The sequence below is a fragment of the Collimonas rhizosphaerae genome, assembly GCF_038896935.1.
GTDB classification, from domain to species: Bacteria; Pseudomonadota; Gammaproteobacteria; order Burkholderiales; family Burkholderiaceae_D; genus Collimonas; species Collimonas rhizosphaerae.
This window is the reverse complement of record NZ_JBANDC010000002.1, coordinates 195544-217630: the sequence shown is the minus strand read 5'-3', so window position 1 is coordinate 217630 and position 22087 is coordinate 195544. Positions and strand designations below refer to the sequence as shown.

The 22087-nt window shown below is 60.8% G+C and carries 17 protein-coding genes; 12 read left to right on the top strand and 5 right to left on the bottom strand.

Annotated features, from left to right (window positions below; genetic code table 11):
• The first annotated feature begins 25 nt into the window (after nucleotides 1–25).
• Nucleotides 26–394, top strand: coding sequence for a nuclear transport factor 2 family protein (locus V8G57_RS03495; RefSeq protein WP_092396436.1), 369 nt, complete (start codon nucleotides 26–28; stop codon nucleotides 392–394).
• Between the two features lie 115 nt (nucleotides 395–509).
• Entirely contained in the window at nucleotides 510–1898 is a 1389-nt protein-coding gene (locus tag V8G57_RS03490; RefSeq protein WP_342828208.1) for an MFS transporter, read from the top strand.
• Between the two features lie 54 nt (nucleotides 1899–1952).
• Here the strand turns inward: V8G57_RS03490 and cphA are convergent, their stop codons facing one another.
• Nucleotides 1953–4523 (bottom strand): cyanophycin synthetase, encoded by a 2571-nt coding sequence (cphA, locus tag V8G57_RS03485; RefSeq protein WP_092396440.1) that lies wholly within the window; start codon nucleotides 4521–4523, stop codon nucleotides 1953–1955.
• A gap of 67 nt (nucleotides 4524–4590) precedes the next feature.
• Nucleotides 4591–6747, bottom strand: a complete 2157-nt coding sequence (locus V8G57_RS03480) for a cyanophycin synthetase (protein WP_342828207.1) — start codon at nucleotides 6745–6747, stop codon at nucleotides 4591–4593.
• A 292-nt stretch (nucleotides 6748–7039) separates the two neighbouring features.
• Between V8G57_RS03480 and V8G57_RS03475 the strand changes: the two genes are divergently transcribed.
• The gene (locus V8G57_RS03475; RefSeq protein ID WP_342828206.1) at nucleotides 7040–9352 is read left to right on the top strand and encodes a cyanophycin metabolism-associated ABC transporter; all 2313 of its coding nucleotides are present in this window, start codon (nucleotides 7040–7042) and stop codon (nucleotides 9350–9352) included.
• On the top strand, nucleotides 9349–9819 hold the full coding sequence (locus V8G57_RS03470; RefSeq protein ID WP_092396446.1) for a cyanophycin metabolism-associated DUF1854 family protein: 471 nt from the start codon (nucleotides 9349–9351) through the stop codon (nucleotides 9817–9819). Before V8G57_RS03475 ends, V8G57_RS03470 begins: the two co-directional genes overlap by 4 nt.
• Nucleotides 9820–9849: 30 nt before the next feature.
• On the opposite strand, the gene V8G57_RS03465 is transcribed toward V8G57_RS03470, so the two are convergent.
• The 3 genes from V8G57_RS03465 to map are packed head-to-tail and all read right to left on the bottom strand — an operon-like array spanning nucleotide 9850 to nucleotide 14019.
• Nucleotides 9850–10596 carry a pseudouridine synthase gene (locus V8G57_RS03465; protein ID WP_144738835.1) on the bottom strand — a complete coding sequence of 249 codons (747 nt, stop codon included), beginning with the start codon at nucleotides 10594–10596 and terminating at the stop codon, nucleotides 9850–9852.
• A gap of 45 nt (nucleotides 10597–10641) precedes the next feature.
• On the bottom strand, nucleotides 10642–13194 hold the full coding sequence (locus tag V8G57_RS03460; protein WP_092396450.1) for a [protein-PII] uridylyltransferase: 2553 nt from the start codon (nucleotides 13192–13194) through the stop codon (nucleotides 10642–10644).
• A 3-nt stretch (nucleotides 13195–13197) separates the two neighbouring features.
• Nucleotides 13198–14019: a type I methionyl aminopeptidase gene (gene map / locus V8G57_RS03455; protein ID WP_092396452.1), complete on the bottom strand. Its 822-nt coding sequence runs from the start codon at nucleotides 14017–14019 to the stop codon at nucleotides 13198–13200.
• 331 nt (nucleotides 14020–14350) lie between these two features.
• Between map and rpsB the strand changes: the two genes are divergently transcribed.
• The 8 genes from rpsB to rseP all read left to right on the top strand — a co-directional run bounded on the left by rpsB (nucleotide 14351) and on the right by rseP (nucleotide 22073).
• A complete protein-coding gene (gene rpsB / locus V8G57_RS03450) occupies nucleotides 14351–15103 on the top strand; it encodes a 30S ribosomal protein S2 (protein ID WP_014005317.1) in 753 nt (250 codons plus the stop codon).
• Nucleotides 15104–15308: 205 nt separating this feature from the next.
• Nucleotides 15309–16190: a translation elongation factor Ts gene (tsf, locus tag V8G57_RS03445; protein ID WP_342828203.1), complete on the top strand. Its 882-nt coding sequence runs from the start codon at nucleotides 15309–15311 to the stop codon at nucleotides 16188–16190.
• Between the two features lie 271 nt (nucleotides 16191–16461).
• Nucleotides 16462–17178, top strand: coding sequence for a UMP kinase (gene pyrH / locus V8G57_RS03440; protein ID WP_092396456.1), 717 nt, complete (start codon nucleotides 16462–16464; stop codon nucleotides 17176–17178).
• Nucleotides 17179–17298: 120 nt separating this feature from the next.
• Nucleotides 17299–17859 (top strand): ribosome recycling factor, encoded by a 561-nt coding sequence (gene frr, locus V8G57_RS03435; protein WP_092396458.1) that lies wholly within the window; start codon nucleotides 17299–17301, stop codon nucleotides 17857–17859.
• 43 nt (nucleotides 17860–17902) lie between these two features.
• Nucleotides 17903–18679, top strand: coding sequence for a polyprenyl diphosphate synthase (gene uppS / locus V8G57_RS03430; RefSeq protein ID WP_092396460.1), 777 nt, complete (start codon nucleotides 17903–17905; stop codon nucleotides 18677–18679).
• The gene (locus V8G57_RS03425; protein WP_342828202.1) at nucleotides 18679–19503 is read left to right on the top strand and encodes a phosphatidate cytidylyltransferase; all 825 of its coding nucleotides are present in this window, start codon (nucleotides 18679–18681) and stop codon (nucleotides 19501–19503) included. The genes uppS and V8G57_RS03425 overlap by 1 nt, the downstream gene beginning before the upstream one ends.
• A 5-nt stretch (nucleotides 19504–19508) precedes the next feature.
• Entirely contained in the window at nucleotides 19509–20681 is a 1173-nt protein-coding gene (gene ispC / locus V8G57_RS03420) for a 1-deoxy-D-xylulose-5-phosphate reductoisomerase (RefSeq protein WP_342828201.1), read from the top strand.
• 9 nt (nucleotides 20682–20690) lie between these two features.
• Nucleotides 20691–22073 carry an RIP metalloprotease RseP gene (gene rseP / locus V8G57_RS03415; RefSeq protein WP_342828200.1) on the top strand — a complete coding sequence of 461 codons (1383 nt, stop codon included), beginning with the start codon at nucleotides 20691–20693 and terminating at the stop codon, nucleotides 22071–22073.
• Nucleotides 22074–22087: the final 14 nt, after the last annotated feature.

Below are 22087 nucleotides of genomic sequence, written 5' to 3'. Positions count from 1 at the left end.
CTATCCACGCATACAGGACCGATCCATGCCAAGTCGAGAACACGTTGAAAGTTTTATCGCGCTGGTTGTGCAAGGGAAGTACGTAGAGGCAATCCAGGAGTTTTATACGGAAGATGCATCCATGCAGGAAAACCTGGAGCCGCCGCGCACCGGGCTGCAGGCGCTGGTGGCCGGAGAAGAAAAGGCGCTGGCGGCGTTCAAGGAAATCCGCACCGTGGCCGCCAAGTCCTTCCTGGTTGACGGCGACCGGGTCGCCATCAACTGGCTGTTCGAAATGGTCGCCCACGACGGCCGCAGTTTCCAGCTGGACGAAATCGCCTATCAGCTTTGGCGCGGCGACAAGATAAGCGAAGAACGTTTTTATTACGATCCTGGACAACGCAAGCTGGCCTGAAAACAGGGCAGTCGTCGTACCTCCTGCCAAGTTCCAGGAATAGGTGTAAACTAGCGGGCAGACAGATGCAACACTGCGTGCATCTGTCTTTTTGTTTACCCTACGGTTATCGGCAGTGCCACGTACTCTTCTCATTCCGCTCATTGTCGCCTGCGCGCTGTTCATGGAAAACATGGACGCGACGGTGATTGCCACCTCGCTGCCGGTACTGGCGCGCGACCTCGGCCAAGATCCCCTTACCCTTAAGCTGGCGTTGACCTCGTATGTGGTCGGCCTCGGCGTGTTCATCCCGATCAGCGGCTGGGTCGCTGACCGTTTCGGCGCGCGCACCGTGTTCCGTACCGCCATCCTGGTGTTCCTGACCGGCTCGCTGATGTGCGCAGCCTCGAGCTCGCTGGCGGCCTTTGTCGCGGCGCGCTTCTTGCAAGGCATAGGCGGCGCCATGATGGTGCCGGTAGGGCGTATCGTCATTTTCCGCTCGGTGCCGCGCACCGAGCTGGTCAAAGCCATCAGCTACCTGACCATTCCCTCCCAGCTGGGACCGGTGATCGGGCCGCCGCTAGGCGGCTTCATCACGACTTATTTCCACTGGCGCTGGATTTTCCTGATCAATGTTCCTATCAGCATCCTCGGCATGTACCTGGCCAGCCGCTACATAGAAAACTACCGTTCCGACGAGTTGCAGCCGCTGGACATGAAGGGTTTCTTCTTGTCGGCTATCGGCAGCACCTTGCTGATGCTGGGCTTGTCGCTGATCGACGGCGAGCTGCTGGCGCCGGGGTGGGCGTTCGCCATGTGCTTGCTGGGCGGCCTGACCTTGTATGTGTATCTGCTGCATGCAAGGCGCGAACCGTTCCCGCTGCTGGACCTGCGCCTGTTGCGGATCCCGACTTTCCGCGCCAGCGTCATCGGCGGTTCGCTGTTCCGCATCGGCTTGGGGGCGGTGCCGTTCCTGCTGCCGCTGGCACTGCAGGTCGGTTTTGGCATGAATGCCTTCCATGCCGGCACCATCACTTGCGCCTCGGCCTTCGGCGCGATCTTCATGAAAGCCATCGGCACTTCGGTTCTGCGCCGCTATGGTTTCCGTTCGGTGCTGATCTGGAATGCTTTGCTGGCCGGATTGGCTCTGGCCTCGTATGGCTTGTTCACGCCGACCACGCCCTACCTGGTGATGATGGCGGTGGTGCTGCTGGGCGGGTTTTTCCCTTCCATGCAGTTTACCTGCCTCAATACCATGGCTTACGCTGACCTCGACAGCGCCGACGTCAGCCGGGCTACCAGCCTGGCCAGCGTGGTGCAGCAGATTTCCTTGGGTTTGGGAGTGACCATCGGCGGCCTGGCGGTGCATCTGTCGAGCCGCCTGCAGGGACACTCGACTATCGTGGCGGGGGACTTCTGGCCGGCCTTCATTGTTATCGGCTTGTTTTCGCTGGCGTCGATCCCGGTGACGCGGCGCCTGCCGTTGAATGCCGGCGCGGCCTTGACCGGACACAAGCCGGCTTAAGCCAGCCGCCGCTGCCGGGATACCGAGGTATCCGATAGCGGCTGCGGCTCTACATCAAACTTCAGCAATACGCTTGGCGATATGCGCCAGCGCTTCTTCCACCTGGTCGACCAGGATCAGGCAAAGGTCTCCCGGCTCCAGGTGCGACAGCGCAGTATCGATGGCGACGAATTCGCCGTTGATTTCCGCGGTCGATGTAGTGCGGCGGGCATTCTGCAAACCTTCGCGCAGCAAGCCCAGCACTTCGCCGTCGGCGCGGCCGCGCTGGCACTGGTCCTGGTACAGGATCACCTGGTCGAATGCATCGCCCAGGATTTCGGTCTGGTGACGGATGTCGATATCGCGCCGGTCGCCGGCGCCGCTGATGACCACCGAACGGCGTTTGGCGGGCATGCTGTCGATAGCCTTTACCAGCGCCTTGATCGCATCCGGATTGTGGCCGTAGTCGGCAATCAGGGTCGCGCCGCGATAATCGAATACATTGAAGCGGCCTGGCGCGGTGGCGGCATCGTTGACGAAGCTGCCGAGGCCGGCGCGGATCACGTCCCAGTCCAGGTCCAAAGCCCAGGCCGCGGCGATCGAAGCCATGGCGTTTTCGACCTGGAAGCCGATGGCGCCGTTGCGTGTCAGCGGGATGTCCTGCAGCAGGATCCGATGTTCCTGCTTGCCCTTGGCGGCGACGATGGCGTTGCCGTCCTGGTACACCACCCGGTGGCCTTGCGCGCGATGGGTGGTCATCAGCGGGTGATGGAAATCGTGGGCGAAAAAGGTCACTGAGCCCGGGCAGGATTTGGCCATGCTGGCGACCATCGGATCGGCCGCGTTGAGGACCGCATGGCCGCCCGGGGCGACGTTTTCGACGATCACGCGTTTGACCACGCTCAAGTCTTCCACCGTGCTGATATAGCTCAGGCCGAGGTGGTCGCCCATGCCGATATTGGTGACCACGGCGACGTCGCAGCGGTCGAAGCCGAGGCCCTCGCGCAAGATGCCGCCGCGCGCGGTTTCAAACACGGCCGCATCGACGTCCGGATGCATCAAGACATTGCGCGCGCTGCGCGGGCCGCTGCAATCACCGGTATCGATGCGCTGTTTTTCGATATACACACCGTCGGAATTGGTCATGCCGACGCGCAGTCCCTTGCGGCCCAGCAGGTGGGCGATCAGGCGCACGGTAGTGGTCTTGCCGTTGGTGCCGGCCACCGCTACCAGCGGGATGCGGCCGTTGTCGCCGCTGGCGAACATGGTCGACATGATGGCGGCGCCGACCGCGCGGCCCTTGCCGTAAGAAGGGCTGATGTGCATGCGCAAGCCAGGTGCTGCATTGACTTCGACCACGCCGCCTTCCTGTTCTTCCAGCGGCTGGTGGACGTTGTTGCAGACGACGTCGACGCCGCAGATATCGAGCCCGACCATTTGCGCCGCGGCTACCGCGCGCGCCGCCAGTTCAGGGTGGACATCTTCGGTGACATCGGTGGCGGTGCCGCCGGTGCTCAGGTTGGCGTTGTTGCGCAACACCACGCGCACGCCTTGCTGCGGGATCGAATCCGCGGCGTAATTCTGCTTGGACAGCGTCGCCAGGGCAATCGCATCGAAGCGGATCTTGGTCAGCGTGGTGGCATGGCCGTCGCCGCGCAGCGGGTCGCTGTTGACCTGGTCCACCAGCTGGCGGATGGTGCGCACGCCGTCGCCGATGACTTGCGGCGGATCGCGGCGGGCAGCGGCGATCAGCTGGTTGCCGACTACCAGCAGGCGGAAGTCATGCCCCGGCAGGTAGCGCTCGACGATCACTTCCGAACAGATCTTGGCGGCCACTTCGAACGCTGCCATGACCTGCTCGCGGGCGGTGATGTTGACCGCCACGCCCTTGCCCTGGTTGCCGTCGCGCGGCTTGAGCACCACCGGCCCGGCGATCTCCTGGGTCGCGGCCCATGCTTCTTCCGCGCTGGAGACCACCCGGCCCATCGGCACCGGGACGCCGGCCGCGTTCAGCAGTTTCTTGGTCAGGTCCTTGTCCTGGGCGATCGATTCCGCGATCGCGCTGGTGTGGTTGGTTTCCGCGGCCTGGATGCGGCGCTGGCGGCTGCCCCAGCCGAACTGCACCATGCTGCCGCTGGTCAGGCGCCGGAACGGAATCCCGCGCATGACCGCCGCCTGCACGATGGAGCCGGTGCTGGGTCCGAGACGGATGTCTTCATCCAGTTCATGCAGGCTGGCCAGTGCGCCGGCGAGATCGAAGGGCTTGTCTTCCAGCGCTGCCTGGCACAGTTTCTGCGCCAGCTGGAACGCCATCCTGCCGACTTCTTCCTCGGTGTATTCAACGATGACCTGGTAGACGCCGCCTTCCAGGGTCGGCACGGTGCGGCTGAAGGTGACCGGGCAGCCGGCTTCCGATTGCAGGCCGAGCGCCGCTATCTCGAGCGCGTGCGCCATCGACACCACGTCGTTCTTGCTGCCGGCTTCCAGGAAGCCGATTTTTGGAAAGCGTTCACGCAACCTGGCTTCGAAACCGGCGATGCCTGCAATGGCGCGTTCGGCATCGGTGCAAGACACAATGGCTTCGATAGCGGTATGTCGACTCCACAGATTGGGGCCGCGAAGTACTCGGATACGTGATACGTCCATCAACAGGTTTTCCTATTATTACTGATAAAAAAAGCAGGAGGGCAGCCGCCCATCCCGCTTAGATTTTTTAAGCCATTTCGAACGTTTCTATCCCTGCACGCATCAGGTCGTGAGAGATGTCCAGCGCCCAGGCGGCGGCAACCGCCGCCAACACGTTTTCAACCTGGAAACTGTCCTTGCTGCGGGCAATCAGCGGCACGGTGGTGATGTCTGCCAGCAGCATTTCGTTTTTGCCGATCGCCAGCATGATCTGGTCGTTGCGCACGAACACGGCGCGGCGGTCTTGTTCCAGCTGTTCGGCGATTACCGGCAGGGTAGGGGAGAGGCCAAAAAAGATCACTTCGCCGTCGCACAGCGGCGCCATGCCCGCCACCAGCGGATCGGCGGCATTCAACACGGCGACGCCGCTAGGCAGCACGACGTCGACCTGGGTGCGCGTGACCTTGACCATTTCCTCGGCATCGCCGATGTAGTACTGCGGCGAGCTGTCGGCAGGATCGATATTGGTGACGACGCCGACCTGGCAACGGTCATAGACCAGGCCTTCCGAGAGGATGGTGTCGTGGCTGTTCTCGAATACCGCCGCCTGGACCGCGCGGTTGATCAGCACCCGTTGCGCCGACTCCCAATTGGCGCGGTCGCCCTTTTCAACCCGGCGCTGGGCAAAATAAAGGCCGTCGCCGCAAGCCAGGCCGACATGGTTGCCGCTCAAATGCAGCTGCCAGGCGATCAGGCGCGAGACGGTGGTCTTGCCGTGGGTGCCGGTGACGCCGACGATGGGGATGCGGCCATTGTCGGCAGCGGCGAACAGGTGTTCGATGATGGCGCGGCCGACCGGGCGCGGCCTGCCTTCGGCCGGCTTGAGATGCATCAGCAGGCCGGGGCCGGCGTTGACTTCGACGATCGCCCCGCGCTGCTCTTCCAGCGGACGGGAAATATCCTCGGCCACCAGGTCGACGCCGGCGATATCCAGGCCCACCACGCGCGCGGCGAGCGAGGCCGCTGCGGCGACGCTGGGATGGACCAGGTCGGTGACGTCGATGGAAACGTTGCCGTTACGCTGGATCAGCACTTGCTTGCCTGCAGGCGGGATCGACTCGCCGTTGAAGCCTTGCCGTTCCAGCTCTACCCGCACCACCGGTTCTTCATCCAGCAGCACCAGGCTCAGCGGGCACTCTTCGAGTTCGCCGCGGCGCGGGTCGGAATTGATCTGGCTGTCTATCAGCTGGCGGATGGTCGATTTGCCATCGGCGCTGATCGACAGCGGCTCGCCGCGCGCGGCAGCCGCCAGGCGGCCGCCGACAATCAGCAGCCGGTGTTCGTTGCCGCGGATGAAACGTTCGACGATGACGCTGCTGCCTTCTTCCAGCGCCAGGGCGTAGGCGGTTTCGATTTCTGCCTGGGTATTGAGGTCGATGAAGACGCCGCGTCCATGGTTCGCATCGGAAGGCTTGACCACCACCGGCAAGCCGATATCTTCAGCGGCTTCCCAGGCTTCGGCGGCGCTTTCCACCAGTTGTCCTTCCGGCACCGGCACGCCGCAAGCCTGCAGCAGGCTCTTGGTCAGATCCTTGTCGCTGGAGATGCTTTCGGCGATGGCGCTGGTCTGGTCGGTTTCCGCGGTCCAGATGCGGCGCTGGCGGATACCGTGGCCGAGCTGCACCAGGTTGCCTTCGGTGAGGCGGAACGAGGGGATGCGCCGTTCTTCCGCGGCTTCCACGATACAGGCCGTGCTCGGCCCCAGGCAGCGCGAATCCACCATGCTGCGCAGTTCGACGATAGTGGCAGGGACGTCGAACGGCTTGTCTTCGATCGCCGCCATGACCAGGTCGCGTGCGGCATGCAGGGCGGCGCGGGTAACCTGCTCGTGGCGCGCGCGCACCGCAACCTTGTAGACGCCGCGCACTGAAGTGCTGCGCGCCTTGCCGAAACCGCCGGGCATGCCGGCCAGGTTTTGCAGTTCCAGGGTGACGTGTTCGAGGATGTGGCCGGGCCAGGTGCCGTCTTGCAGGCGTTGGACAAAACCGCCGCGTTCGCCATAGCTGCAGCGGTGCTCGATCAGGGTAGGCAGCCAGCTGGTCAGGCGCTGGTTGAAGCCGGGCAATGTATTCGACGGGAAATCTTCCAGTTCGCCAATATCGATCCACGCCTCAAGGGTTGACCGGTACGTCCAGATGTTTGGTCCGCGTAGCGACATGATGCGGAGAATTTCAATGTTTTTCATGAGTGAGCAATGAGGCTATGCAATAGGGCTGCGTTCGTGCTGAAAATTTTTTTCTTGTTTTCTGGTGCCGGTTCAACACCCTGCAACTATCTGTAACGCGCTAATGCACGAATCGGTTTACAGAAGCTCACTTAAAATAGCAAAATGATAGGGTTATGGTAACGAAATGTAACGTTTCCGAAAAACACGATAGGATATAATACTTGCGGCAGACGATGTGCGCCATTTGAGGCGATTTCACACAAAATTCAATCCGATCCGTGCATGCATGCGGACACACCATGCCGTTTAGATGAAAAGCAACCCTTTATCCCCTGTGCCTACTCCCGGTAATTATTTATCCCATATCCTGCCCGCCGATTTGCGTGCTGAAATAGCAACTTTACTGGTTCCGGACGAAGAAGTGCTAGCGTCGCTGGAGATTGATCTCAACGCTTCACTGCATTTTGCGCGCGGCACGGTATTGCTCACCAATCGCCGCCTGCTGGCCAAGATGGAGCAGGACAGCAGCTGGCGCGAATGGGCTTACCGGCCCGGCCTGACGCTGGGCCACCACGACCATGCCGGCGTCGGCAGCCTGGAGCTGTGCGACGAGCAGCGGCAGCTGGCTTGCTGGCGCTACACGCTTGGCCTCAACCTGGAAGCGCTGCGCCTGATCAAGCTCTTCGAGCAGCAGCGCGACGATTACCTGGCCGGGCGTTCCGCCGCGCGCCAGGAGCAGGCGCTTTGCCCGCAATGCCAGGCGCCGCTGCCGCCGGGCAGCGACGAATGCCTGATCTGCCCGGAAAAAGGGGAAGCACCGTCCTCAACCTGGGCCTTGTTCCGGCTGGCGCGTTTCGCCACGCCGTACAAGGGCATGCTGCTGCTCGGTTTTATCCTGATGCTGATCTCGACCGCCGCCACCCTGGTGCCGCCGTACCTGATGGGCCCGCTGATGGACAATGTGCTGATTCCTTATCAGAACGGCAAGCCGATCAACCATGACCTGGTCAAGCTCTACCTGTCCGGCCTGCTGGCTTCCGCCCTGGTGGCGTGGAGCCTGGGCTGGGCCCGCACCTATATCCTGGCCTTGGTCAGCGAGCGCATCGGCGCCAATTTGCGCACCACTACCTATGAACATCTGCTGCGCCTGTCGCAGGAATATTTCGGCGGCAAGCGCACCGGCGACCTGATGGCGCGCATCGGCTCGGAAAGCGACCGCATCTGCGTGTTCCTGTCCTTGCACCTGCTGGATTTCGCGATCGACGTGCTGATGATCGTCATGACCGCGGTGATCCTGTTCTCGATCAATCCCTGGCTGGCGCTGGTGACCCTGGTGCCGCTGCCGTTCATTGCCTGGATGATCCACCTGGTGCGTGACCGGCTGAAGCACGGCTTTGAAAAGATCGACCGCATCTGGGCCGAAGTGACCAATGTCCTGGCCGACACCATCCCGGGGATCCGCGTAGTCAAGGCGTTTGCCCAGGAAAAGCGCGAAGCCGGGCGTTTCCGCGACGCCAACCAGCACAACCTGCTGGTCAACGACCGCGTCAACAAGATCTGGTCCCTGTTCTCGCCGACGGTCACCTTGCTGACTGAAGTCGGGCTGCTGGTGGTCTGGGTGTTCGGCATCTGGCAGGTCTCGAAAAACGAAATCACGGTCGGTGTGCTGGCCTCGTTCCTGGCTTACATCAGCCGCTTCTATACCCGCCTCGATTCGATGAGCCGTATCGTGTCGGTGACGCAAAAAGCCGCGGTCGGCGCCAAGCGCATCTTTGAAATCCTGGACCACGTGTCGAGCGTGCCGGAACCGGCCAACCCGGTGCACCTGGAGCATGTGAAAGGCGCCATCGAATTGCGCAACATCGGTTTCCGCTACGGCAACCGGGCGGTCATGCGCGACGTCAACCTGACCATTGCGCCGGGCGAGATGATCGGCCTGGTAGGCCATAGCGGCTCCGGCAAGAGCACGCTGGTCAACCTGATCTGCCGTTTCTACGACGTATCGGAAGGATCGATACGGATCGACGGCGTCGATATCCGCTCCATGCCGATCTCGGAATACCGCCGCAATATCGGCCTGGTGCTGCAAGAGCCGTTCCTGTTCTTCGGCACCATTGCGGAGAACATCTGCTACGGCAAGCCGGAAGCCACGCGCGAAGAAATCGTCGCCGCCGCGCGCGCCGCCCATGCCCATGAATTCATCCTGCGCCTGCCGCAAGGCTACGACTCGCTGGTAGGCGAACGCGGCCAGGCGTTGTCCGGCGGCGAGCGCCAGCGCATCTCGATTGCGCGCGCCTTGCTGATCGATCCGCGTATCCTGATCATGGACGAGGCTACCTCGTCGGTCGACACCACCACCGAAAAGGAAATCCAGAAAGCGCTGGATAACCTGGTGCAGGGCCGCACCACGATTGCGATTGCACATCGCTTGTCGACCTTGCGCAAGGCCGACCGGCTGGTGGTGCTGGACCGCGGCCAGATCGTCGAAGTCGGCAGCCATGACGAACTGATGCTGCGCGAAGGCGCTTATTACCGCCTCTACCAGGCGCAGCTGCGCAATGCGGATACCGAGCCGACCCTGGTCGATGAAGACAGCGAAGACAGTGACGAGAGGGCAGCATGACAAGCCATGATTTCAAACTCAGCCGCAATGCCTTCGGCCGCCTGGTGTACACCGCGGTCAACGGCGAGGTGCATGAAGGCGTGGTGCCGGTGCGCGCCTTTCCTATCGGCGCGCCGGACGACGGCATTTCGCTGGTGAACGGCGACGGCCAGGAACTGGCCTGGATTTCACGCTTGAGCGATTTGCCCGGCGAAACCCGGGCGATGGTTGAAAAAGAACTGGCGAGCCGCGAATTCATGCCGGAAATCCGGCGTATCCAGCGGGTTTCCAGTTTCACCGCGCCGAGCACGTGGTATGTGGAAACCAATCGCGGCGATGCTTCTTTCACGCTGAAAGGCGAAGAGGACATCCGGCGCATCGTGGCGACCAGCCTGCTGATCGCCGACAGCCATGGCGTGCAGTTCCTGATCCGCGACACCCAGGCGCTGGACAAGGCCAGCCGCAAGATCCTGGATCGTTTCCTGTAACCGGCAGCGGCCCTCGCGGGCCGTATTCCTTCAGAACTGTTCGTCCGCGCCCAGGTAGCGCCATTGCCCTTCAGGCAAATTCCCCAGCTTCACGCCGCCGATACGCACCCGTTTCAATCCCAGCACCTTGAGGCCGACCATGTCGCACATGCGGCGGATCTGGCGTTTTTTGCCTTCCCGCAAAGTAAAGCTCAGCTGGTCGTCGTTTTGCCATTTGACGATGGCTGGCTTGAGCTTCTTGCCGTCCAGCGTCAGGCCGTGGTTGAGGCGGCGCAGTTCGGCGTCGGGCAGCTTGTCGCCCTTGGTGTAGCGCACCCGCACCAGGTATTCCTTGTCGACGCTGGTTTCTTCGCCGATCAGGTGCTTGGCGATGCGGCCGTCCTGGGTCAGCACCAGCAGGCCGACCGAGTCGATGTCGAGGCGGCCGGCCGGCACCAGGCTGCGCAGCTGGGTCGGATGGAACAAGGTCGGCGAGCGGTCCTCGCTCCAGCGGTTGGCTTCCTTGACCAGCGCCACCGCCGGCTGGTAGCCGTCTTCGGCCTGGCCGCTGACGTAGCCGACCGGCTTGTTGATCAGGATGGTGACGCGTTTCGATTGTTCGGCCGCGGCCTGGCGCTCCACGCTGATGCGCTGGCTGGGCAGGACTTTGCTGCCGAGTTCCGATACGACCACGCCGTCGACCCGGACCCAGCCGCGTGCGATCCATTCATCGGCTTCGCGGCGCGAGCATAGCCCGAGTTCTGACATGCGTTTGGAAAGGCGTAATGGTTCGGTCATGAGAGGCAAGAAATTAAAAAGGATAAAAAACAAAAACAGGATGGATCAGATATGCAGCGCATCCAGCAGGTCGGTTTCAAGCTGGATCTGCAAGCGCGCGTGGTTGAGCGCGTTGCCGTCGACCAGGAATACGTCTTCGACCCGTTCGCCGAGCGTCATGATCTTGGCCGTATGCAAATTGATCTTGTGCTTGGCCAGTACGCTGGCGACGGAAAACAGCAGCCCGGTGCGGTCGTTGGCTGTAATCGACAGCAGGTAATACTGGCCGCGCTCGTCGGGGCGCAGGTCGACCGTCGGCGTCACAGGGAAGGTGCGCGACAGGCGCGACAGGCGTCCCTTGGACGGCGCCGGCAGGGGACTGTCGGCTTGCAGCAGCAGGGTCAGTTCATGCTCGATCAGGTTGATGATGTCGCGGTAGTGCTTGGCGAACAGCGGCGCGCTGATCAGGAAAGAATCGAGCGCGTAGCCTTGCTTGGTCGTTTGGATCTTGGCATCCAGGATGCTGAAATTCTTGCTGTCGAAATAGCTGCAGATGCGGATGAACAGGTCGCTCCGGTCCTTGGTGTAGACCGCGACCTGCAGGCCCTCGCCGATCGGCGCCAGGCGGCATTTGACGATCGGGCTTGCGCTGTCGGTCTGGTTGTAGAAGGAACGGGTTTGCCAGGCGATGTCGGAGGCGTCGTGGCGCAGGAAATAGGCAACGTCGAGCTGGCGCCACAGGGTTTCATGGGCGTCTTCCGCCAGGCCGTACAGGCGCAGCGTTTTCAGCGCTTCTTCCTGGCGGTTTTTCAGCTCGCGGTCAGCCGACGGCGCTTCGCCGCCGAGCACGCGCAAGGTCATGCGGTACAGGTCTTCCAGCAGCTTGCCTTTCCAGGCGTTCCATACCTTGGGACTGGTGCCGCGGATGTCGGCCACGGTCAGCAGGTAGAGCGCGGTCAGGTGCCGTTCGTCCTTGACCGTATTGGCAAAATTGAGGATGACTTCGGGATCCGACAGGTCCTGTTTCTGCGCTACCTGCGACATGGTCAGGTGGTGCTCGACCAGGAACACCACCAGCGCGGTATCCGCCGGCGGCAAGCCGTGCTGCTGGCAGAAATGCAGGGCGTCGGTCATGCCCAGCTTGGAGTGGTCGCCGCCGCGGCCTTTGGCGATGTCGTGGAACAGGGCGGCGACATACAGCAGCCAGGAGCGCGGGAAGTTGGCGATCAGCTGGCTGCAGAACGGATATTCATGCGCATGCTCGCTCATCGTGAAGCGGCGCACATTGCGCACCACCATCAGGATGTGCTGGTCCACGGTGTAGACATGGAACAGGTCGTGCTGCATCTGGCCGACGATGCGGCGGAAGTTCGGCAGGTAGCGGCCGAGGATGCTGGTCTGGTTCATGCCGCGCAGCGCATGGGTAATCCCTTGCGGCGCCTGGATGATCTGGATGAACAGCGAGCGGTTGTGCGGATCGCGGCGAAAGCTGTTGTCGATCTTGACGCGGGCGTGCCACAAGGCGCGCCTGGTGCGCGCGGTCATGTCCTTCAGCTCGCTGTGCTGGGCCAGCAGCAGGAACAGTTCCAGCATCGCCGACGGCGTGGTCTTGAACAGGTCGTCGTGGGCGATGTCGATCAGGCGGTTCAGGTGGTTGAAGCGGTCGTTGATGCGTTGCGGCACCATCGGTTGCGGGAACAACTGCACTTCGATGTTCTGCAGCAGGATGGTGTTGAGCTGGGTTACCGCCTTGGCCGCCCAGTAATAACGCTGCATCAGGTATTCGCTGGCGCGCCGGGTTTCCGTGGTCTGGAAGCCGAGCGCTTCGGCGATCGGGGTCTGGACGTCAAACACCAGCCGGTCTTCGCGGCGGTTGGTATAGATGTGCAGGCGAATCCGGATATCCTTGAAAGCGCGCTCCTGGCGCGCCAGCTGGCGCGCCTCGGCGGCCGTGATCAGGCCGCGCTGGGCCAGCTTGGGCCAGGATTCGCCAAGGCCGGCAGCCTTCGCCACCCACAGGATCACTTGCAGGTCGCGCAGGCCGCCCGGGCTTTCCTTGCAGTTCGGCTCCAGGCTGTAGGGCGTATCTTCATATTTCACGTGGCGCTGCTGCATTTCCAGGATCTTTCCCTGGAAAAAGGCGCAGGCATCCATGGCCGCGCTGCAGCGTTCCTGCAGCTGCAGGAACAGCGGGTGGCTGCCGCTCACCAGCCGTGCTTCCAGCAGGCTGGTCTGGACCGTGATGTCGGCGGCGGATTCGCTCAGGCACTCATCCACGGTGCGGATGCTGTGGCCGATTTCGAGTCCGATATCCCAGAACAGCTGCACCAGCTGCTCCAGCGTGGCTTTCAGCGCGGCGTCCGGGCTGGCCTCCAGCAGGATCAGGACGTCGACGTCGGAATGCGGAAACAGTTCGCCGCGGCCGTAACCGCCGACCGCCACCAGCGCTGCGCTGGACGGCAGCTCCAGCATTTTCCAGGCTTGCGTCAGGGCGATGTCGACGCTGCGCCGCAGAGCGGTCAGCAGTTCGCCGGGTTTACCGTCCGCCAGAAAGGCTGAGATGATGGTTTGCCGCTCGGTCCTAAGCTGTTTTTTGAGTGTGGCGGCAAGTGTCGTCATGTCTTAAGCGGCGGCAGTCGCTTGCTGGATAAAGGCGGGCGGGGGCGGAGTGTCCTTGGAGACGGTCAATACTTCGTAGCCGGTTTCGGTCACCAGTACGGTATGTTCCCATTGGGCGGACAGGCTGCGATCCTTGGTCTTGATGGTCCAGCCGTCGCCCATTTCGCGGATATCGCGGCGGCCGGCGTTGATCATCGGCTCGACCGTGAAAATCATGCCCGCTTCCAGCCGCTCCAGCGTGCCTGGACGGCCGTAATGCAATACTTGCGGCTCTTCATGGAACACCTTGCCGATGCCATGGCCGCAGAATTCGCGGACCACGCTGTAGCCGGCTTTTTCGGCGTGCTGCTGGATCACATGGCCGATATCGCCCAGGTGCGCGCCGGGTTTGATCTTGGCAATGCCCAGCCACATGCACTCATAGGTGATGTCGCCCAGGCGCTTGGCCATGATCGACGGTTCGCCGACATAAAACATGCGGCTGGTGTCGCCATGGTAGCCATTCTTGATGACGGTAATGTCGAGATTGACCACGTCGCCGTTTTTCAGCACCTTGTCGCCCGGGATGCCGTGGCAGATGACGTCGTTGACCGAGGTGCAGATGGCTTTCGGGTACGGCGTATAACCAGGCGGGCAATAATTCAGCGGGGCAGGGATGGTGTCTTGCACATTTGTCATGTACTCGTGGCACAGGCGGTCCAGCTCGCCGGTGGTGACGCCGGCCTTGACGAATGGCGTGATGTAATCGAGTACTTCCGAGGCCAGCCTGCCGGCGACGCGCATGCCGGCGATATCCTCGGCGGTTTTAATGGAGATGGAGGTCATAAGATAGGAAAAATCGAGAAAATTCGGTGAATTCTTTAGCAAAAGGCGCAAAAAACGCCCGGATTCAGTTAGATGTCGATTATAAACGAGGCCACGCAGATGCGCTGAAAGATATGCCTCGTGGCGCTTGAAGAAGTCAGGGGTTTTGGGGTACAATCTTGGGTTAGCTCGAATTGCTATTCGGCTATGTCGATGTTTGTGTAGTTTATTTGATGTTTAAATTGGTTTTAAAAGCGCGAATCCGCTCGAAAAGGGTGCTGTTTTTTGCCCGGCTGCAATGCTGGCGTCAACGGTGACTGAGCGGGTTCCAGACCTAACCCTGGAGAAAATTATGTCCGTAACAATGCGTGAAATGCTGGAAGCCGGTGTCCATTTCGGTCACCAAACCCGTTTCTGGAACCCAAAGATGGCGCCGTTCATCTTCGGTCACCGCAACAAGATTCATATCGTCAACCTGGAAAAGACCCTGGGCATGTACCAGGAGGCGATGAAGTACATCCGCCAACTGTCGTCCAACCGCGGCAACATCCTGTTTGTCGGCACCAAGCGCCAAGCGCGCGAAATCGTGGCAGCTGAAGCAGCACGTTCGGGTTCGCCTTTCGTCGACCAGCGCTGGTTGGGCGGCATGCTGACCAACTTCAAGACCATCAAGACCTCGATCAAGCGCCTGAAAGAAATGGAAGCTTCGATCGAAGACGGTTCGGTTGAGAAGCTGAGCAAAAAAGAAGGCCTGATGTTCCAGCGTGAGCTGATCAAGCTGCAAAAAGCTATCGGCGGCATCAAGGACATGGGCGGCATTCCTGACGCCATCTTCGTGATCGACGTCGGTTACCACAAGGGCGCCATCACTGAAGCCGCCAAGCTGGGCATCCCGGTTATCGGCGTGGTTGACACCAACCACTCGCCAGACGGCGTGACTTACGTCATCCCTGGCAACGACGACTCGTCCAAGGCAATCGCCCTGTACGCTCGCGGTGTTGCCGATGCGATCCTGGAAGGCCGCGCCAATGCAGTGAACGACGTGGTTGAAGCAATCAAAGGCGCAGCCGGCGATGAATTCGTTGAAGTCAACGACCAGGCTTAAGCCCTGAATCTGAGGTCTCATACTTCAGAATAAAAAGGGGGCGTGGTTGCCCCTTTTTTTGTATCACTTGCATGTGTTTTACCCGAATTTATACCTGGATATATTTTGAATGATGGCGCTGGAAGGCTGGTTGCCGACTGGGCTGCGCTTGCACCGCAAGGCGGCCGCGGATTACCGGCACGGCGTCAACTGTTAGGAGAATAGTATGGCGGCAATTACAGCAGCACTGGTAGGCGAACTGCGCGCGAAGACTGATGCGCCAATGATGGAATGCAAGAAGGCGCTGACCGAAGCCGGCGGCGACATGGACAAGGCAGAAGAAATCCTGCGCGTGAAACTGGGCGGCAAGGCTTCCAAGGCCGCTTCCCGCGTGACCGCCGAAGGCGTGGTCGCAGCTTATATCGCCGGCGGCGTTGGCGCCCTGGTGGAAGTCAACTGCGAAACCGACTTCGTGACCAAGAACGACGATTTCCTGGGCCTGGCGAATGCCTGCGCCAAGCTGGTGGCGGAAAACAATCCGGCCGACGTCGCCGCCTTGTCGGCCCTGCCGCTCGACGGCAGCACCGTTGAAGCGACCCGCGCTGCCCTGATCGGCCGTATCGGCGAAAACATGTCGATCCGCCGTTTCACGCGTTTCGATACTGCCGCCAAGCTGGTTTCCTACCTGCATGGCACACGCATCGGCGTGATGGTCGAGTTCGACGGCGCTGACGAACAAGTCGGTAAAGACGTGGCGATGCACATTGCCGCGATGAAGCCGGTTTCCCTGTCTTCGGACCAGGTGCCTGCCGACCTGATCGAGAAAGAGCGTTCGGTAGCGACCCTGAAGGCGGCCGAATCCGGCAAGCCTGCCGATATCGCGACCAAGATGATCGAAGGTTCGGTACAGAAATTCCTGAAGGAAGTTTCCCTGCTGAACCAGACTTTCGTCAAGAACGACAAGCAAACCGTTGAACAGATGCTGAAGGCAACCAGCACCAGCGTCAAATCGTTCACCATGTTCGTGGTCGGCGAAGGCATCGAGAAGAAACAGGATGACTTTGCTGCAGAAGTTGCAGCAACAGTTGCTGCGGCCAAGCAGGCGTAAGCAAGAATACGGGCCGAAAGGCCCGTTTTTTTGGCTCTGAGGAATTTTCTTCCCAAGCCACGGACTAAGGGATGCCTTGCTGAATTGCTGCCTCGTATCCAGGGGCAGGGAAAAGCCGCAGGAACCGGCGCCGCGTATTCTCGCTGTGTATGCTAAATAGCGCCGGTAGTGGATTTTGCTGCGGTTTGGCCTGACAATGGCGCTGCAGTCCTTCAGCCAGGCATTGACCAATATTTATATATCAATCGGAAAGCCATAAGGGGCCCAGACCATGACAAAACCAGCTTATAAGCGTGTTCTCCTGAAACTCTCCGGTGAGGCCCTGATGGGCGATGACGCCTACGGCATCAATCGTGCAACGATTGAGCGCATGGTGGCCGATGTTGCCGAAGTGGCCAAGTTGGGCGTTGAACTGGCGATCGTGATCGGCGGCGGCAATATTTTCCGTGGCGTGGCGCCGGGCGCCCAGGGCATGGACCGCGCTACTGCTGACTATATGGGGATGCTGGCAACGGTGATGAACTCGCTGGCGCTGGCAGACGCCATGCGCCAGGTTGGCATCACGGCCCGCGTGATGTCGGCCATCAGCATCGAACAGGTAGTCGAACCATACGTGCGGCCTAAGGCGCTGCAATACCTGGAAGAAGACAAGATTGTCATTTTCGCAGCAGGTACCGGCAATCCGTTTTTCACTACCGACACTGCAGCGGCGTTGCGCGGTTCGGAAATCGGTGCGGAAATCGTCCTCAAGGCGACCAAGGTTGACGGCGTCTACAGCGCAGACCCAAATAAAGATCCAACGGCGACACGTTATTCGCACATCACTTTTGATGAAGCGATCACCAAGCATCTGCAAGTCATGGATGCTACCGCGTTTGCCTTGTGCCGCGACCAGAAACTGCCGATCAAGGTGTTTTCCATCATCAAGCCGGGTGCGCTGAGGCGCGTCATCCTGGGTGAAGATGAAGGCACTTTGGTACACGTTTAAATTATTTGCCTGATTTGCAATGTTTGTGCAGACGGCTTGCACAAATTGCTGGCGCAAATCGCAGGTATAAATAATTATTACTTAATTTAAAAAACACCCGTTTTCGAAGAGGAGAACAGCATGAGCATTGCTGACGTTAAAAAGAATACCGATCTGAGAATGCAAAAATCGCTTGAGACTTTGCGCGCCGACCTGGCGAAAGTACGTACCGGCCGCGCCCACACCGGGATTCTCGACCACATCATGGTGGAATACTACGGTAGCCCGACCAACCTGAGCCAGGTTGCCAATGTGACCCTGATCGACGCGCGCACCATCGGCGTGCAGCCGTTTGAAAAGAAAATGATTGCAGTGGTCGAGAAGGCTATACGTGAATCCGACCTCGGCCTTAACCCATCCACCCAGGGCGAAATGATCCGGGTGCCGACGCCGCCGCTGACGGAAGAGCGCCGCAAGGAAATGGTAAAGCTGGTCAAGGGCGAAGCGGAAGATGCGAAAATTGCAATCCGCAATATCCGCCGCGACGCCAACGAAGGCTTGAAGAAACTGGTCAAGGACAAGGAATGCTCGGAAGACGACGAGCGTCGTGCCCAGGACGAGATCCAGAAGCTGACCGACAAGTTCGTGGCTGAAATCGACAAGCAAGTGATCGATAAAGAAAAAGAGATCCTGACGGTATAGTCGGGGCCGGTCTGTCGCTCTTCCTTTCCTTATTTCATTATCTATGGCCCATACAAGTTCCACGCAAACGCTACCAGCAATTCCGACGGTGCCGCGGCACGTTGCCATCATCATGGACGGCAACGGCCGCTGGGCGACCAAGCGCTTTTTGCCGCGTGTCGCCGGCCATGGCAAGGGCGTTGAAGCAGTGCGGGCAGTGGTCGAAGCCTGCGTTGTGCGTGGCGTCGAATACCTGACGCTGTTTGCCTTCAGCTCGGAAAACTGGCGCCGGCCGGCGGATGAGGTGTCCTTGCTGATGCGTTTGTTCGTGGTGGCGCTGGAACGTGAAGTCAGCAAGATGCACGCCAACGGCATCCGCCTGAAAGTTGTCGGCGACCTGAGCCGCTTCGACGCCAAGCTGCAGCAAATGATCGACAGCGCCGAGCGCAAGACGGCCGGCAATTCGACCCTGACCGTGACCATCTGCGCCAACTACGGCGGCCGCTGGGACGTGATGCAGGCGGTACAGAAAATGATGGCGGCGCGCAGCGCGGCGGGCGCAGGCGCCGTGCAGGATCCGGCGGCATTTTCCGAAGACGAGCTGGCGCAGTACCTGGCGATGGCCTATGCGCCCGAGCCGGACCTGTTCATCCGCACCGGCGGCGAGCAGCGCATCTCGAATTTCCTGCTCTGGCAGCTGGCGTATAGCGAACTCTATTTCACCGATACCTACTGGCCGGACTTCGGCGCCGACGAGCTGGACCAGGCGATTGCCTCCTACCAGCAGCGAGAGCGCCGTTTCGGGCGCACCAGCGCACAGCTGCTGGAACAGGCTTCCTGATGTTAAGGACGCGTGTCATCACAGCCTTGCTGTTGCTGGCAGTCTTGCTGCCGATCCTGTACTTCAATTATTTCCCCGCATTCGCCGTCGTCTCGACGCTCTTTTTTGCCGCCGCCATCTGGGAAAGCGCCAGGATCTTCGGCGCCGGCTCTAAAGCGGCCTTGGCCTGGGGACTGCTTGCACTGATCCTGTTTGCCGCTATCATGTATTTCGGTAGCGGCCCTGATATCCGCCTGCTGTTCATGTTGTGCGTGGCAATCTGGGGTTTGCGGTTCGTGCCGGCGCTGGGTTTTGGCTTGCCGCCGCTGGCCAGCTTCGCCAACCGCATGGTCGCCGGCACCTACGCCATTGCCATTTTCGGCTGTTTCCTGGCGATCGTGGTGCTGTTCCATCACTCTCCTTTGTATCTGCTGTCGGTCCTAGTGATCGTCTGGGTGGCGGACATAGGGGCTTATTTTTCCGGCAAGGCGTTCGGCCGCCATAAGCTTGCGCCGTCGATCTCTCCCGGCAAGTCCTGGGAAGGCGCGCTTGGCGGCTGGATCCTGGTGCTGGCCATGATGTTCGGGTTCAGCCTGGCGCCGGCGCTGGCCGAGACTTTCCCGGCGCGCCTGCTGGCAAGCTGGGGCTGGGCCGGGTTGCTGGCGGCGGCGACGGTGCTGGTAGCCGCCAGCGTGGCCGGCGATTTGTTCGAGTCGCTGCTGAAGCGGCGCGCGGGCATCAAGGACAGCAGCAACCTGCTGCCTGGCCACGGTGGCGTACTGGATCGCGTCGATGCGCTGATCCCGGTATTGCCGCTGGCTGCATTATTGAGTTTCTGGTTCTAGGTCGTATGCAAAATATTACTATTCTCGGTTCTACTGGTTCGATCGGCATGTCGACGCTGGATGTGCTGGCGCGCCATCCGGAACGTTATTCCGTCTACGCCCTGACCGCGCACAGCCGGGTCGAGCAGCTGGCTGAACAGTGCCTGCGCTTCAAGCCGCAGCTGGCCGTGGTCGGCAGCGCGGCAGCGGCGCAGCAGCTGCGCGCCTTGCTGCAAGACAAGGCCCCTGCGATCGAAGTGCTGTACGGCGACGCCGCGCTGTGCCAGGTGGCCAGCGCCGAGGCTTGCCATACCGTGATGGCCGCCATCGTTGGCGCTGCCGGGCTGGCGCCAAGCCTGGCCGCCGCCAGGGCGGGCAAGAAAATCCTGCTGGCGAACAAGGAAGCCCTGGTCATGTCCGGCCAGCTGTTCATCGATGCAGTGAAGCAGAGCGGCGCTGTGCTGCTGCCTATCGATAGCGAACACAATGCGGTTTTCCAGTGCCTGCCGCATAACTATCAACGCCAGCCGGCTGCGCTTGGCGTCGAGAAAATCCTGCTGACAGCGTCGGGCGGCCCATTCCTGCACAGGGCGGTTGAAACGCTCGATTCAGTCACCCCCGAAGAAGCGGTTGCCCATCCGAACTGGGTCATGGGGCGCAAGATTTCGGTCGATTCCGCGACCATGATGAACAAGGGCCTGGAAGTCATCGAGGCGCACTGGCTGTTCGGCGCCTCGGCCAGCCAGATCGAAGTAGTGATCCACCCGCAAAGCGTGATCCACTCCATGGTGTCTTACATAGACGGATCGGTCCTGGCGCAGCTGGGCAATCCCGATATGCGCACGCCGATTGCCTACGCGCTGGCGTACCCCGAGCGGATTGCGTCCGGCGTCAGTCCGCTGGACCTGACGGTGGTGGGGCAGTTACAGTTTACCCGGCCCGACCTGCAACGTTTTCCCTGCCTGAAACTCGCGTATGATGCATTGTTGGCAGGCGGTTCGGCTGCTGCAATATTGAACGCCGCGAATGAAGTGGCTGTCCAAGCTTTCCTAGACGGAAAAATCGGGTTTCGCATGATTGACCAACTGATAGCGCGCACCATGGACAAGTTGCCGCTGTGCGCTGTCAGCGATATCGATTTGTTGCTTGAGCAGGATCTTCTTGCGCGCCAGACGGTTCACTCTTTCCTGAACGCATAAATCGTACAAATGGCCTTCCTGCAAACCATCCTCGCTTTTGTCGTCGCCCTCGGCTCCCTGGTCATCATCCACGAGCTTGGCCACTATGTTGTCGCCCGCTTGTGCGGGGTCAAGGTGCTGCGTTTTTCGGTGGGGATGGGTAAGGTCGTCTTCTCGCGCAAGTTCGGCCCGGACCAGACCGAATGGGCGATTTCCATCCTGCCGTTGGGCGGCTACGTCAAGATGCTCGACGCTCGCGAGCAAGACGTCAGCGGCTTGTCGCCGCAAGAACTGACGCGCGAATTCACCGGCCAGTCGGTCTGGCGGCGCATGGCCATCGTGGCGGCCGGCCCCCTGGCCAATTTTGCTCTTGCCATTTTGTTATTTGCCGGCTTGTACATCCATGGCGAGATGGAGCCGACGCCAAGGGTGCGTGCCGTCGCCGAGCATACTGCGGCCTACCAGGGCGGCTTGCGCGGCAACGAATTGATTACCGCGGTGAACGGCGAAGCGATCCTGACCTGGTCCGAGCTGCGCTGGAAAGTGCTGCAAGGGGTCATCGACAAGACGCCGATCAGGCTCGACGTGCGCCGGTCGGATCCCGGCGCGGCGGGCGGCGAACCGTCGGGCGGCAAACTGCTCGATACAGTGAATTTGCCGATAGACAGCCTGACGACCAAGGATCTCGAAGGTGACTACCTTGCCAAGCTAGGCATCAAGCTGGCGCGCGCCAAGCCTATCCTGGGCACGGTCATGCCGGGCGGCCCAGGCATGCTGGCCGGCTTGCATGAAGGCGACCTGATCACCAGCATCGACGGCGAGCCGGTGGCCGACAGCGGCGCTTTCGTCGACAAGATCAAGGCTTCCCCGGGCAAGCCGCTGAGCCTGACGGGTTTGCGTAACGGCAATAGTTTCACCGTGAGCGTGACACCGCAGGCGGAAGCCGGCAAAGACGGGCAGGTCGGCCTGATCAAAGTTGTCATGTCGGGCATGCCGGAAATGGTCCTGGCCAGCAGCCCGCCGCTGGAAGCGCTCGCCAAGGGCGCCAGGCGGACCTGGGACAGCAGCATCATGACCCTCAAGATGCTGGGTAAAATGGTGATCGGCGAGGTTTCCTGGAAAAATATCACCGGCCCCATCACCATTGCCGACTACGCAGGCCAGACCGCGCGTATCGGCGCATTCAGCTACCTGAGCTTTATTGCCTTCATCAGCATCAGCCTTGGCGTCATGAATTTGCTGCCCATTCCGGTTCTAGACGGTGGCCATTTGCTGTATTATTCGCTGGAAGTTTTGACTGGACGTCCCATTCCCGAGCGAGTTGGTGCAATTGCACAGCGCGCGGGCATCGGCATTCTGATGACGTTGATGATGGTCGCCATGTTTAACGACGTCGTTCGGCTCATATTTTAGGTTTTCTCTCTTGT